This is a genomic window from Paenibacillus sp. J22P143 (assembly GCF_059692035.1).
In genome coordinates, this window is sequence record NZ_JCAUAQ010000004.1 from 135,810 (window position 1) to 150,392 (window position 14,583).

The window sequence follows — 14,583 nt, forward strand, 5'->3', positions numbered from 1 at the left end:
TCTCGCTCCCCCCAAACTGAAATCATCAAAAACTATTGCGTGTTTTTATAAAGATTTAAAAATTCATCCATCGAATCAACGATCATATTAGGCCTTGGAGTGGTTAGGTCGCTGTCAGATAGAGTTTGATTCATACCTGCCCCTCGAATCCAAATGGTCCTCATACCGGCTTGACTACCACCAGCAATATCTGTGTACAAGTTATCTCCTACCATGATGCATTGATGTGACTCAACCCCATAAAGACGCATTCCAAAATCAAACATATTCGTGGATGGCTTACCCACATACTCCAGACGCTTATCTATGATTACCTCGACAGCAGCGGCTAAAGCCCCCGTTTCAGGTACTCTCCTCCCCATCTGACCGGGATGAAAATAATCGGGGTTTACCGCCAACACACGAGCACCCATACCTTCGAATTCTACAATCTGTTGGAGCTTATCGAATGTAAATTCAATATCTCTTCCAATTACAATGACATCCACATCATCTGAAGAGGCAATGTCAACAACCCTATGTCCCCATTGTTCGATTGAACGCGCCAGACCATTCGATCCGACTACCTTCACGGTTTGAATACCGTATCGTTCTTTTAGGTAGTAACCCGTAACATCCGTTGCGGTTATAATCTCCTCCGGTTTAATTTCAAATCCCATCTTCAACAATTTCTCCGCTATATCAAAAGCCATTTCCCGAGAGTTATTAGTAATAAATCCCACTCTCTTTCCATCGCAACGGAGCTGCTCTAACAATTCCTTTGCACCGGAAGCTGGACGATCCGTATGATAAACGCAGCCATCAAGGTCAAAAAAATATACATCCGCCATCCTGAGAAACTTATAATCTAATGTTTGCATATGTTTATCAGAACCTTTCTACTAGTCATATGGTTTCCATTCTTCAGAGCTTTTGCTTATACTCCCTTAATTGCCAAGTACTCATTGATTTCGAAGATAAGTACTTTCTATTACATTTGGATGTTCCTCCCCATTCGTGACCTTTGAATGTATCAATATATAGAAAAAAGAAAGCCGCATAAACAATAAACCTAAAGAACCTAAGTTCTTAGTTCATTGTTTAGAGCTTTCTCTCGTCCTTCACTCCAAACTAGATATTATGAAATTATATTTGTTTTAAAATAGATCTTCAAAAGAAAGATTCCAAAAAGCTTTATCACTTACAGACAGGCAAGTCGCACCCGCATTCAGGCTTTCCTTAACTTCTTCCTTCGAATCAATTAATCCACTTGCAATTACAGGAATGTCGGTAAGTGTCTCGGAAAAAGTATGGATAATCTTCGAGATAACACCTGGCATAAGCTCGACACCATCTGGCCGTACGTTTTGAGAAACATTCAACCCGTTCATCAATGCAGATGAGTCTAGTATAAACAGGTGAAGAATTCCGAATAAGCCGACCCGTTTCGCTTCCTTAATCAAGTGACTTTTAGTTGTCACAATTCCATCTGCACCGACGTAATCGGAGATGAAATCCACACTTTCCTTATCCGTGCTCGATAAACCTCGAATTAAATCTAAATGAATAAAAGCACTTTTCTTACTTTCCTTCGTAAGCCTTACGGCATGGATGATTTCTTTCACATTTCCACCCATGAAGAATAGATTCTCTACTCGGCTATCAAGTGCACTTTCAACATCTTCAACCTTTCGAACAGCGGCAATTATCGGATTGTTCCCAATCTTATGAAGCAGTGACATTAAGTAAGGTTCCTTCCTTGAGTTACTTCACATTGCAAGCTTAGCATCTCTATGTAACCGCTGTCAAGATAGCGCTTACATATTATTGCCAAAATATTTTCTGAGTTGGGATAAAATATTTATCTATACGAAATGCTTGGATTCCAGACAAAGAATTCTACTGCATTTTCAACTAATTTCGAGGTTTCTTTCATCCCCCAAAAATAAATAAAAACCCTTTTACAAAGGGTTTTCGTGCTATGGGCCCAGAGGGACTCGAACCCCCGACCAATCGGTTATGAGCCGACCGCTCTAACCAACTGAGCTATAGGCCCTAATGAAACTTGGTTGCGGGGGCAGGATTTGAACCTGCGGCCTTCGGGTTATGAGCCCGACGAGCTACCGAGCTGCTCCACCCCGCGTCATGAGTGCCGCTCAACAGCGACAAAAATAAATATACACTAACGGTGATGGATTAGTCAAGCGTTAATTTTATGCATTGTCCATTCAATTACGTGTTATACCGCACGCCGAAACGACCCTTTTTCGACTTATAAACTTCAACTTCCTGCGGGCACTCATACCCATAGATCCACCAATCTTCTTCCATTCGCTTGGCTAAACAACCAGCTTGAAACTTTGAATCGTACAATTTCGCCCAATAAATCCAGTTCATGTTCATCACTCCATTATATTCAGATCGTTACCTTTAGCTTATCCATATTAAGGTTCTCTTATTAGTAACCCAACACTCTGCGTTGCTTCTTAACGGAGTGACTACATTTTTTGACCACATGACAATAAAATTGTGACGGTTTAAATGAATAGCAGGAATTTCCCTGCTTTTGGGGAAGTTAAGTGATGTAGACTAATTGGCAGCAGAAAAAGGAGATTACAGCCATGATTGAAACGATCAAAAGCTACTTACAAACACATAAGGTTGAACACATAGAGGAACTCTTGGCGTTTTTGCGGATACCAAGCATTAGTGCCGTAGCTCAGCACCAGCCGGATATGCTGAGATGTGCCGAGTGGACTGCTCAGTCTTTGAAAAAGGCCGGACTTGAAAACATCGAAATTATGCCAACAAATGGGCATCCCGTGGTTTATGCAGATTGGCTACACGCGCCAGGCAAACCGACGGTTCTGATTTATGGTCATTATGATGTGCAGCCTGCAGAACCATTAGAGCTGTGGGAAACGCCTCCTTTTGAGCCGATCATCCGTGATAATAAGCTGTTCGGACGTGGAAGTACAGATGACAAAGGCCAGCTCCTGCTTTATGTGAAGGTTGTTGAAGCTTTTCTACAAACACATGGGAGGCTTCCGGTTAACGTGAAATTCTGCATTGAAGGAGAGGAAGAAATTGCGAGTAAGAACCTCCCTGCATTTGTTGAAGCTCATGCCGCTAAATTGCAAGCTGATTCCATCGTGTTATCCGATACGCAAATGCACGGTCCTGGCAAGCCAGCGCTTATGTATGGGCTTCGCGGCTTAGCAGGATTCGAAATCACCATCGATGGTGCCAATAGTGACCTGCATTCGGGCCTTTTCGGCGGTGCGGTTCAGAATCCGATTCACGCTTTATCCAAGCTGCTAAGCTCCTTCCATGATGAGGACGGTCGTGTAGCTGTTAGAGGCTTTTATGACCGTGTCATTGAACTTTCGGGCAAAGAACGCGAAGCATTCAAGCAAGTGGAACCCGATGAGAACAAGGTTCGCACGAATTTAAATGTTACCGATCTTTATGGAGAGAAAGGCTTCTCCTTCTACGAGCAGACGACTTCTAGGCCTACACTTGAAATCACATCCGTTAGCGGCGGCTTCCAGGGTGAGGGGATCAAACCGATCATTCCGAATCGTGCTACGGCTAAAATCGCATGCCGCCTAGTCGCTGCGCAGGTACCTGAGGAAATCATGGATTTGGTCGAAGCCCATATTCATGCACAAGTTCTTCCAGGCGTGACCATTTCGTTGGACCGTCAATTGCGCGGCAACCCTTTCATCACACCGATAGATGAACCTGTTATGGTAGCTGCAGCAGAAGCTTACGAGGAAACCTTTGGTGAATGGCCGGTTTACACGCGTAGTGGTGGGTCTATTCCGATTGTTGAGGTTTTAGGACGCGTATTGGAAGCGCCTGTTGTCCTTATGGGGTTTGGATTGCCTGGTGAGAATCTTCATGCACCGAATGAGCATTTCCATTTGATGAATTGGGACAATGGTACGGAGACGATCAGCCGATACTGGTTGAAGCTTGCTGCGCTGTCTGAGAGTAACACTACTACTAACTAAGCTAGAGCAAAAGGAGTAACTTCAATGGGGAAGCAATTACATATCCGCGATGCGCAATTGGAAGATTTAGCTGAAATCGTACGCATCTACAACTCAACGATCGCAGGACGCATGGTTACAGCAGACACAGAGCCAGTCACAACAGCCAGCCGCGAGCGCTGGTTTCATGAGCATTCCACCGATTTCCGCCCTTTATGGGTGCTTGAAAATGAGAGCGGCATTTGTGGTTGGCTGAGCTTCCAGTCCTTTTATGGGCGACCTGCCTATAACGCAACTGCGGAAGTCAGTATCTATGTGGATGAAGCCTATCGTGGCCAAGGCATCGGTCGATTCTTGATGGAACAAGCGCTTGAAGCAAGTCCCAAGCTTGGACTGAAATCGTTGTTAGGCTTTATTTTCGGGCACAACGAGCCGAGTCTGCAGCTTTTCCGCAAATTTGGCTTCACCAATTGGGCGCATTTGCCCGGGGTCGCCGAGTTAGACGGCGTTGAGCGTGATTTGATTATTTTAGGTAAACGCGTGGGTTAGTGGACTTCTTCACTTGCTAAATCAAAAGTAAAAAGCGCTACTCCTCTTCAGCCAGCAATATTGACATCGCTGTGATTGGGGATGTAGCGCTTTTAGTTCATGAACTGAGGTAATCGCGGACTAACTGGTGGATGTGAGTGAACTTCACTTAACTGTAAAAAACGAAATTCCATTTAAATTTATCATAGTCACTGATTATCCTTCTATCCCTTCACCACTTACAACTCACGCTGCGCCACAACCGCCTCCACCTCAATCTCAATCAGTAATTGCGGGTCAATCAGAGCCTTCACTTCAACCATCGTCGCCACAGGCTGCACATCTCGGAAATACTCCCCATGCGCCCGACCGAACTCTTCCCACAACGAAATATCCGTCACGAACATTCGAGTTCGAATCACATCGGATAGCTGTGCACCAAGCTCTTGAAGCGCCTGTTCAATCGTTTGAAGAATGAATCGTGCTTGCTCATAGGCATTGCCTACACCAACTACCTCGCCATCCTTCATCGCGGTTGTACCTGCAACCTCAATCCGGTCCCCGACACGTATGGCTCGGCAGTAACCAACCACAGGTTCCCATGGTGAACCCGTAAATACTCTCGTTCTTTCCATTTCGCGTAGCAACTCCTTGCATTTATGAATAGGCAGCTAATCTCTTTTGTAAGCCCTCTGTCACAGGTAAAAGTGGTAACCGTAATGCACCTGAGTCAATGATGCCTTGTTGGTGCAGCAGCCATTTGATCGGAGCTGGATTAGGCTCTTGGAAAAGCAGACGAATCAGAGGAAGCAACTCCTCGAATTGTTCCCGGCTCTCCTCATAGGCCCCCTGTGCATAACTTCGGATAAATGAAACAAATCGCTCCGTCTCCACATTCGCTGAAGCACTCATCACACCTTTGGCACCTGCTTGCAGCGCTGCATACAGTAACGTGTCTTCACCGCAGAGAACAGGTTTAGAGCCCACTCTCGTCAGCTCTGTGACCAGCCCAATGTTAGGCGTACTATCTTTCATGCCAATGACTCCATCCATGTCGAGAATGGTACGCACCGTATCTAGCTCTAACGTCACACCTGTGCGATGCGGAACATCATACAATATCACCGGCAAGCCAACTCTTGCTACCCGACGAAAATGCGCAATGATCCCCTGCTGACTTGGCTTATTGTAATAAGGAACAACAACTAACGCTGCCTCTGCTCCTAGTTTGCCAGCTTCCTCTGTTTTTCTAACCGTTGATAATGTATCATTCGTTCCTGTTCCTACGATAAGAGGCAACTGAACATGAGCTGCGTTACGAGCTGCTTGAGCTGTAGCGAACAGTACACCAAGCTCGTCTTTCGTAATCGTAGGTGATTCCCCTGTTGTCCCATTGACAACTAATCCATCTATTTCATCTTGAAACAAATTATAAGCTTGATTGTAAAAGGATGCTGCATCCACTTCATGTTCTTCATCAAAAGGAGTGATGATGGGTACATAAATCCCCTGTAGGTCTTTTACTTTTAGCAAAATAACCATCTCCCTGCCTCGTTTATTTGTACATTTACTTTAGCATGGAAGTCTCCATCACAGTTAGCTATAATAAATGATAGAACTCATCAAAAATATTGATAATAAAGCGAGGCCTTACATGGATCTGACGTATTTCCGCACCTTTCGGGAAGTTGCCCGCAGGAAAAGCTTCACACGTGCTGCAGAAGAATTGGGCTATGCGCAATCAAGCATAACTATGCAAATTCAAAAGCTAGAACGTGAATATGGTGTCCCCTTAATTGAACGATATGGGCGACAGTTACGCCTCACGCTACCAGGAGAAAGCTTACTCGTGCTAACGCAGCAAATGTTGGAGATTTTTGATCAATCCAAAGAAATGATAGCGAATCAAGTGAGCGGAACTTTAATAATCGGGACCATTAACTCACTGGCAGCCTACTATTTACCTCCTTTTCTCCATGAATTAAAGCAACTTTATCCCGGACTAAATATCCAACTTTTCCCTGACAGCGAAGTCTCAATCCTCACCAAGGTAAAAGAAGGGGATTATGATATTGGACTCCTTTTAGATCAATATCCAGCAGATCCTACACTCGCATGTACAAGTGTAAGAGAAGAACAGCTCGTTTTCATTGCTCCACTGGGGCACCCTTTAGCGCAGCAATCGCATATTCAACTTGCCGACCTCGGGAACACGGAATTTATCGTCACGGAGGAAGGCTGTATCTATCGAGGGAAGTTTGAAAGGCTGCTGAAAGATAATGCGGTCGCCCTGCAAATCGGCTTCGAGTTAGGCAATGTAGAAACGATTAAACATTGTGTTATGAGCGGGTTAGGGATCGCCTTGTTGCCACGGATCACGGTAGCTAGTGAACTTGCCCAAGGCAAGCTCGTACAGCTCCCATTTACGCATACGCAGCTATCTATGGACTTACAGCTCGTGCTTCATCCGAAAAAGTGGATGTCCCAGCCCCTCCAAGCGTTCATTCACTTGTTGACTAAGCAGCCTCCATCAAATTGAACAAAAAAAAGAAGCTCACCTTTGCAAAAAGGTAGAGCTTCTTCTGATTAAACGCGAATGTCAAGATTAGCTCCCAAATGCGGCGCCGCTGGAGCGGTAACCTTCGCTTGGTTCTTCGCGAAATCTTGTATTAATGTAGTAGCTAAGCTTGCCTGCATGTCGCTCGTTTTGCTTAACAACTGAATGCCGACAGCTTGCACTCTTTTAGTATAGAGGAATCCTACACATTTCGTCAATTCTCGCCAATCTGGCAACAAATTATACGCCGTATGCAGAAGGATTGACTCCCCATGAACGCAGAAGTTCCATATCAGCCTGCTGGATCTTCCCTTTTTCCAATGCAACCTCCAGCAAGGTCGAATAGTTAGAGAGTGTGTGTAAAGGCATGTCTGCCGCCGCGAACGCATCCGTTGCTTTATCCAGTTGATAGGAGAAAATCGCTAGTACACCTAGTGCTACAGCGCCCGCATCTTTCACGGCAACCGCCGCTTTCAGCGAGCTTCCACCCGTGGAAATCAAATCTTCGATGACGATAACTTTTTGACCTGGCTTCACAGAACCTTCAATCAGGTTCTCTTTGCCATGCCCTTTCGCTTTATCGCGAATGTAGATCATCGGCAAACCTAGTTTTTGAGCTACCCAAGCTGCATGCGGAATGCCAGCAGTAGCTGTTCCTGCAACAACCTCAGCTTCAGGGAATTTCTCCTTGATCAATGCGACGAAACCATCGGCAATCGCATCACGGATCGCAGGGTGTGACATCGTCAAACGATTATCGCAATAGATGGGAGATTTCAGTCCCGATGTCCATGTAAAAGGTTGTTGCGGACGAAGAGCCACCGCTTCAATATCTAATAACGACGCTGCAATATGCTGCGCGATTGTTTCTAGCTTACTCATACCTCACCGTTCCTTTCAAAGTTAGATCGGACAGCCCTTGAAAACTACACGATTGAATCGATAATCGCTTCAATCGCTGCTCTTGGGTCCGCTGCGCCTGTGATCGGACGCCCGATCACGACGTAGTCCGTCCCCTGCGCGAACGCCTCAGCCGGCGTCATGATGCGCGACTGGTCGCCCACGTCGGCCCCCGCCGGGCGGATGCCTGGCGTCACGGTGACGAAGCCGTCACCGCACGCCGCCTTAATCGCCGTCACCTCAAGCGGTGACGCAACGACTCCGTTAAGCCCCGCGGCTTGCGCCAAGCGGGCGTACCGAATGACGGCCTGCTCGGTCGTACCGGCCAGGCCGATCTCGTCATTCAGCACCTGCTGCGAGGTGCTGGTCAACTGCGTCACGCCGATCACGATCGGGCGTGCTGCCCCTAAAGCCAGCCCCTTGTCGATACCCTCCAAGGCGGCTTCCATCATGTGCTTGCCTCCGGCAGCATGCACATTGAACACATCAACCCCAAGGCGCGTCACGCTCTCCGCGCCGCACTTGACCGTGTTCGGAATGTCATGCATTTTCACATCGAGGAAAACCTTATAGCCGCGATCCTTCAGACTCGCGACAAAGGTAGGACCTGCAGCATAAAACAGCTGCATTCCTACCTTTACATAACAGGGGATGCCTTCGAGCTGCTTAAGCAGCTCTTCAGCACCTTCTGCGTTCGCGTAATCCAAGGCGACCATAATGCGTCCAGTAACATCTGTGCGTGTTAATGTACTCAAGTTTGGCACCATCCCTTAGACATGAATTGGCATTGCACGTGAGGAGAAGTTAATTGTTTCAAGCATATTGACTAGCGCTCTAACCGTATCGAGGGATGTCATACAAACGACACCATTCTCTACCGCTTCACGACGAATTCGGAAGCCGTCACGCTCAGGCGTTTTACCCTTAGTCAATGTGTTCACTACGAACTGAGCTTCACCGCTGCGGATGAGGTCAAGAATGTTAGGTGAGCCTTCGCTAAGCTTATTAACCGTCGTGACTGGAAGACCTGCTTGTTCGATCGCGATAGCTGTTCCGCCAGTTGCAATGATTTTGTAGCCTAGACGGTAGAAGCCTTTCAAGATTTCAATCGCTTCATCTTTATCTTTATCCGCAACAGTGACCACAACAGATCCTGCAGCTGGAATTTTCATACCTGCACCAATCAAACCTTTGTATAAGGCTTTTGCGAAATTGATATCGCGCCCCATAACTTCACCCGTGGACTTCATTTCAGGCCCGAGTGTTGTATCTACACGGCGAAGCTTCGCGAAGGAGAATACCGGCACTTTAACAGATACGTAATTATCTTCTGGCCATAAGCCACCTTGGTAGCCCATGTCTGCAAGTGTTTGACCCATGATGACGCGTGTTGCCACATTCGCCATCGGGATGTTCGTCACTTTGCTTAAGAAAGGTACGGTTCTGGAAGAACGCGGGTTAACCTCGATTACATACACTTGATCGTTATGAATAACGAACTGGATGTTCACTAGACCAACTACATTCAGCTCTAGGCCGATTTTCGTCGTGATTTCGATAATTTGTTGCTTGATCTCGTCAGAGATGGATTGTGGTGGATATACCGCGATTGAGTCACCGGAGTGAACCCCAGCACGCTCAACGTGTTCCATAATCCCAGGGATTAGAACCGTTTCTCTATCACAAATGGCGTCAACCTCTACCTCTTTACCAAGCATGTAACGGTCGATTAGAACCGGATGCTCAGGGTTGATTTTCACCGCATACTCCATATAGCTAAGTAGCTCTTCATCGGAGTAGACGATTTCCATCGCACGTCCACCTAGTACGTAGGAAGGACGAACGATAACTGGATAACCGAACTTCGCTGCAGTACCAACCGCTTGATCGACAGATGTTACTGTGCCGCCTGGAGGTTGTGCAACCGAAATTTTGCTAAGCAACGCTTCGAATTTCTTACGATCTTCAGCTGTATCGATACTTTCTAGATCAGATCCTAGAATGCGAACGCCTGCTTTGTGCAAAGGTGCTGCCAAGTTAATCGCCGTTTGTCCACCGAATTGAACGATAACGCCGATTGGCTGTTCGCGTTCGATCACGTTCATCACGTCTTCGAAGAACAATGGCTCAAAGTACAAGCGATCTGAGGTATTGAAGTCTGTAGATACGGTTTCAGGGTTGTTATTGATAATAACCGCTTCATAGCCAGCTGCTTGAATCGCCCATACCGCATGAACCGTGGAGTAATCGAACTCGATCCCTTGACCGATACGAATTGGACCCGATCCTAGAACAACAACCTTCTCTTTCGTTGTTTCTGTTACTTCATCTTCTTGCTCATATGTGGAGTAGTAGTAAGGCGTCGAAGCTTCGAACTCAGCCGCACACGTATCTACCATTTTGTAAACTGGTTTAATGTTTTGTTGCAAACGGAATGTTCTTACGTCCGCTTCTTTCGTGAAAGTCGAGCAGCCTGCTAATGTACGGATTTCCGCAATAGCACGGTCTGTAAAGCCTTTACGCTTGATTTCGAAAATTAGCTCAGCCGTCAAATCTTTCGCTGCAATTTCAGCTTCATAGATGATGAGTGCACTTATTTTGTTCAGGAACCACCAGTCAATTTTCGTCAAATTTTGCAGTTGCTCCACGGTATATCCTCTGCGGAACGCTTCTGCTAATAAGAACAGTCGCTCATCATCTGGTTTTACTAAACGTAATTCTAATGTTTCTTTATCTAATAGATCCGTTTCTTTCAGGAACAAGCGGTGAACACCGATTTCTAGGGAACGGATTGCTTTATGAATGGACTCTTCAAAAGTACGACCAATCGCCATAACTTCGCCAGTCGCTTTCATTTGTGTTCCTAACTTACGGTTAGCTGCTGTAAATTTATCGAACGGCCAGCGTGGAATTTTGGAAACGATGTAATCCAGTGCCGGCTCGAAGCATGCATACGTTTGGCCCGTAACTGGGTTAACTAGCTCATCAAGTGTGTAGCCAATCGCAATTTTCGCTGCCATTTTCGCAATTGGATAGCCAGTTGCTTTGGAAGCAAGCGCAGAAGAGCGACTTACACGCGGGTTAACCTCGATCACGTAATATTGGAAGCTATGTGGATCAAGTGCGTATTGTACGTTACAACCACCCTCGATGTTCAGGGCGCGAATGATTTTCAGGGAAGCGGAACGCAGCATTTGGTACTCGCGGTCCGACAATGTTTGGCTTGGCGCTACAACGATACTGTCACCTGTATGTACGCCTACTGGATCGAAGTTCTCCATGTTACATACGACGATACAGTTATCATTCGCATCACGCATAACTTCATACTCGACTTCTTTCATACCCGCGATACTGCGCTCTACGAGACACTGTCCGATTGGGCTGTAACGAATCCCGGAAGCAACGATTTCCGTCAACTCTTCCATCGTGTTACAGATACCGCCGCCTGTTCCACCCAATGTGTAAGCAGGACGAATGATGATTGGGAAGCCGATTTCATTAGCAAAATCAACGGCTTGAGCCACTGTTGTTACGATAACGCTATCTGGTACAGGTTGCTCTAGCTCTCTCATCAAGTCTCTGAAAAGATCACGATCTTCCGCTTTCTCAATCGCCGTCAATTGTGTCCCGAGAAGCTTAACGTTCTCGCTCTCTAGCACGCCTGCACGAGCAAGTTCAACCGCCATGTTAAGACCCGTTTGTCCACCAAGTGTTGGAAGCAAGCCATCCGGACGTTCTTGACGAATGATTTGCGTTACGAACTCAAGAGTAATCGGCTCGATGTATACTTTATCAGCCATGTTCGTATCTGTCATGATCGTAGCAGGATTGCTGTTGATCAAGATTACTTCCATGCCCTCTTCTTTCAATGCTTGACAAGCTTGCGTACCAGCGTAATCGAACTCCGCCGCTTGACCAATTACGATCGGACCGGAACCGATAACGAGAATCTTTTTGAGTGTATTATTTTTTGGCATATTGCAGTTCCTCCTTCACAGATGTCGATGCCGTGGAAGCATTCCACTGAGCAAGCATTTGCGCTTGGCGCGGCTGCTGTGGGTTATCTAGCTTATGCTGACGAATCAGCGAGATGAAATCATCGAACAGGTAGCTGGAGTCAAATGGTCCAGGTGCTGCCTCTGGGTGATATTGTACCGAGAATGCTGGGTATTGCTTATGGCGTAACCCTTCGATTGTGCGATCGTTATTGTTAATGTGCGTTACTTCAAGGTTCGTTCCTTGAATGGAATCTTCCTTGACCGTGTAACCATGGTTTTGCGATGTAATGTAACAACGACCGGAGATCAGATCCTTAACCGGGTGGTTCCCGCCGCGATGACCGAATTTCAATTTATCTGTATCTGCGCCACAAGCGAGTGCAAACAATTGGTGACCCAAGCAAATTCCGAATAGCGGAATGTCGCCAAGCAAGCCTTTAATCATTTCAACTGCATGAGGAACATCTTTGGGATCCCCAGGGCCGTTTGAAAGCAATACGCCGTCCGGTGCTAAGCGACGAATTTGTTCAGCTGTTGCGTTCTGAGGAACGACAACGACATCGCAATCACGCTTGCTAAGATCGCGGATAATCCCGCTTTTTGCGCCGAAATCTACAAGAACTACGCGTTCTTTGTGCCCAGGAGCACCGAATACGCTTTTCGTAGATACGCGAGCAACTTGATCCGTCATGAGCGGCGTGCTTTTCAGCGTGGCCATCAATTCCTGGGCGGATTTATTGGAAGTTGTGATGATGCTTTTCATAACGCCATAGTGACGAATTTTACGAGTCAACATGCGTGTGTCGATACCGCTGATGCCAACGATGCCGTATTCTTTCAACAGGCTGCCTAGTGTGTACTGAGCTCTCCAGTTACTTGGGATTTCTTCATGCTCACGCACAACGAAACCGTGAATGAATGGACGTACGGACTCGAAATCATCACGAATCACACCGTAATTCCCTTGTAGTGGATAGGTCATCGTAACGATTTGTCCACAGTAAGAAGGATCCGAAAGCACCTCTTGGTAACCCGTAATACCTGTATTAAAAACGACTTCGCCGACGGATTCACCTTCACTACCGAACGATTTTCCTGTAAAAAGAGTGCCGTCTTCCAGCAACAATCTTGCCTGCATGTTCTTTCAACTCCTTCGCTATTGTCAGGCGGCTCTCTCGAACCGCGGATGTCATGCTTACGATTTCACGCTTCACGGACTTGCATAAAGATTAATCTTTCTGTATAAATATACACGATTTTTCATTGATCGTATAGATGCTTCAAGTGTTTTAGGCATTAAATACAGCGTTATTTCGAACTTTTTATGACCAAACGACCTTGCCCGAAGCAATCGTCACAACCGGCCAGCCTTGCAGCTCCCAACCGATGAACGGGGTGTTCTTACTGCGTGATACGATCTCTTCTTTCACAACCGCGCGAGTTGTATCCAAGTCAACGATCGTTATGTCTGCCGCGCTGCCTACTTCCAATGTTCCGTATGGAAGACCGAATACATCAGCTGGCTTCTTGGTCATGCGATCCACGAGGAAGCCAAGCGTCCATTTACCAGTAAGCACAAATTTCGTATACAGCAAGGAGAAGGCTGTTTCGAATCCGAGAATACCGAATGGCGCGAGCATCATGCCCTTCGCTTTCTCTTCTTCCGTATGCGGCGCATGGTCCGTCACGATGATGTCGATTGTGCCATCTTCTAATCCTTCGATGACAGCCTGTACATCACGCGGCGTACGAAGCGGCGGGTTCATCTTCCAGTTCGCGTCCATTCCTGGAATGTCTTCTTCCGAAAGCACTAGATGATGTGGACAAACCTCAGCAGTAACCTTGATGCCGAACTGCTTCGCATGTCGGATCAAGCGAACCGATTGCTCCGTGCTGACGTGGCATACGTGATAATGAACGCCAGTCGCTTCAGCTAGCAGCACATCGCGTCCTACATGAATCGCTTCGGATTCGTTCGGGATGCCTTTCAAGCCATGCTTTGTAGCAAATGTCCCCTCGCTCACTGGCGCTCCAACAACCAACGTATCGTCTTCGCAGTGTGCGATGATTGGCATGCCTAGTGATGCAGCAAGTGCCATCGCATCCTTCATCATTTGCGCGCTTTGAACGCCAACACCATCGTCTGTGTAACCGATAACGCCCGCTTCTTTCAAAGCTGCGAAATCTGTCAGCTCACGGCCAAGTTCATTCTTCGTGATCGTTCCGTAAGGAATGACGCGTACGACGCCTTCAGTTGCTGCTTTATCTAATATGTAATTTACCGTATTTACCGTATCAATAACCGGTCTTGTATTTGGCATACAAGCAATCGTAGTAAAGCCACCTCTTGCTGCGGAACGTGTTCCTGTCGCAATGTTCTCTTTATGTTCAAAGCCAGGCTCTCTCAAGTGAACATGCATATCGATGAAGCCAGGCGATACAAGCTTGCCCGCTGCGTCAATGACTTCATGACCTGCAGTTTGAGGTATTTCACCATTCGTGGATTCTACAACCTGTGCGATCTTATCATTTTCCACCAAAATGTGTTTCTTTGTTTGAACATTATTTACATCAACGGTTAGCCCGTTTAGAATCCAAATTCCCATGCTGTGAAATCCTCCTC

Annotated in this window: 14 protein-coding genes and 2 tRNA genes; 3 read left to right on the forward strand and 13 right to left on the reverse strand. The window is 46.6% G+C overall.

The window, feature by feature from the left end; translation table 11 throughout:
* Positions 1 to 32: 32 nt before the first annotated feature.
* From AC58PQ_RS09790 to AC58PQ_RS09810, 5 genes are all read right to left on the reverse strand, one after another.
* Positions 33 to 860 carry an HAD-IIA family hydrolase gene (locus AC58PQ_RS09790; RefSeq protein ID WP_497241762.1) on the reverse strand — a complete coding sequence of 276 codons (828 nt, stop codon included), beginning with the start codon at positions 858 to 860 and terminating at the stop codon, positions 33 to 35.
* 276 nt (positions 861 to 1,136) lie between these two features.
* Positions 1,137 to 1,721 carry a glycerol-3-phosphate responsive antiterminator gene (locus tag AC58PQ_RS09795; protein ID WP_497241763.1) on the reverse strand — a complete coding sequence of 195 codons (585 nt, stop codon included), beginning with the start codon at positions 1,719 to 1,721 and terminating at the stop codon, positions 1,137 to 1,139.
* A 240-nt stretch (positions 1,722 to 1,961) separates the two neighbouring features.
* A tRNA-Ile gene (locus AC58PQ_RS09800) sits at positions 1,962 to 2,035 on the reverse strand.
* A gap of 10 nt (positions 2,036 to 2,045) precedes the next feature.
* Positions 2,046 to 2,122: transfer RNA gene (locus tag AC58PQ_RS09805), tRNA-Met, on the reverse strand.
* A gap of 89 nt (positions 2,123 to 2,211) precedes the next feature.
* Positions 2,212 to 2,376: a hypothetical protein gene (locus tag AC58PQ_RS09810; RefSeq protein ID WP_167356966.1), complete on the reverse strand. Its 165-nt coding sequence runs from the start codon at positions 2,374 to 2,376 to the stop codon at positions 2,212 to 2,214.
* Positions 2,377 to 2,600: 224 nt separating this feature from the next.
* Here AC58PQ_RS09810 and AC58PQ_RS09815 point away from each other — a divergent pair, with 224 nt between their 5' ends.
* The gene (locus AC58PQ_RS09815) at positions 2,601 to 3,995 is read left to right on the forward strand and encodes a dipeptidase (protein ID WP_497241764.1); all 1,395 of its coding nucleotides are present in this window, start codon (positions 2,601 to 2,603) and stop codon (positions 3,993 to 3,995) included.
* Between the two features lie 24 nt (positions 3,996 to 4,019).
* On the forward strand, positions 4,020 to 4,523 hold the full coding sequence (locus AC58PQ_RS09820; RefSeq protein WP_497241765.1) for a GNAT family N-acetyltransferase: 504 nt from the start codon (positions 4,020 to 4,022) through the stop codon (positions 4,521 to 4,523).
* 218 nt (positions 4,524 to 4,741) lie between these two features.
* Here the strand turns inward: AC58PQ_RS09820 and AC58PQ_RS09825 are convergent, their stop codons facing one another.
* Positions 4,742 to 5,137: a RidA family protein gene (locus AC58PQ_RS09825; RefSeq protein WP_497241766.1), complete on the reverse strand. Its 396-nt coding sequence runs from the start codon at positions 5,135 to 5,137 to the stop codon at positions 4,742 to 4,744.
* A gap of 22 nt (positions 5,138 to 5,159) precedes the next feature.
* The gene (gene dapA, locus AC58PQ_RS09830) at positions 5,160 to 6,035 is read right to left on the reverse strand and encodes a 4-hydroxy-tetrahydrodipicolinate synthase (RefSeq protein ID WP_497241767.1); all 876 of its coding nucleotides are present in this window, start codon (positions 6,033 to 6,035) and stop codon (positions 5,160 to 5,162) included.
* A gap of 121 nt (positions 6,036 to 6,156) precedes the next feature.
* Between dapA and AC58PQ_RS09835 the strand changes: the two genes are divergently transcribed.
* A complete protein-coding gene (locus AC58PQ_RS09835; protein WP_497241768.1) occupies positions 6,157 to 7,041 on the forward strand; it encodes a LysR family transcriptional regulator in 885 nt (294 codons plus the stop codon).
* A 47-nt stretch (positions 7,042 to 7,088) separates the two neighbouring features.
* On the opposite strand, the gene AC58PQ_RS09840 is transcribed toward AC58PQ_RS09835, so the two are convergent.
* The 6 genes from AC58PQ_RS09840 to pyrC all read right to left on the reverse strand — a co-directional run bounded on the left by AC58PQ_RS09840 (position 7,089) and on the right by pyrC (position 14,566).
* Entirely contained in the window at positions 7,089 to 7,295 is a 207-nt protein-coding gene (locus tag AC58PQ_RS09840; RefSeq protein WP_497241769.1) for a YjfB family protein, read from the reverse strand.
* 4 nt (positions 7,296 to 7,299) lie between these two features.
* A complete protein-coding gene (gene pyrE / locus AC58PQ_RS09845; protein WP_497241770.1) occupies positions 7,300 to 7,941 on the reverse strand; it encodes an orotate phosphoribosyltransferase in 642 nt (213 codons plus the stop codon).
* 44 nt (positions 7,942 to 7,985) lie between these two features.
* A complete protein-coding gene (gene pyrF / locus AC58PQ_RS09850; protein ID WP_497241967.1) occupies positions 7,986 to 8,675 on the reverse strand; it encodes an orotidine-5'-phosphate decarboxylase in 690 nt (229 codons plus the stop codon).
* 54 nt (positions 8,676 to 8,729) lie between these two features.
* Positions 8,730 to 11,939: a carbamoyl-phosphate synthase large subunit gene (gene carB / locus AC58PQ_RS09855; protein ID WP_497241771.1), complete on the reverse strand. Its 3,210-nt coding sequence runs from the start codon at positions 11,937 to 11,939 to the stop codon at positions 8,730 to 8,732.
* Positions 11,926 to 13,098, reverse strand: coding sequence for a glutamine-hydrolyzing carbamoyl-phosphate synthase small subunit (gene carA, locus AC58PQ_RS09860; protein ID WP_497241772.1), 1,173 nt, complete (start codon positions 13,096 to 13,098; stop codon positions 11,926 to 11,928). The genes carB and carA overlap by 14 nt, the downstream gene beginning before the upstream one ends.
* A gap of 184 nt (positions 13,099 to 13,282) precedes the next feature.
* Complete coding sequence (pyrC, locus tag AC58PQ_RS09865; protein ID WP_497241773.1) at positions 13,283 to 14,566, reverse strand: dihydroorotase; 1,284 nt, start codon at positions 14,564 to 14,566, stop codon at positions 13,283 to 13,285.
* Positions 14,567 to 14,583: the final 17 nt, after the last annotated feature.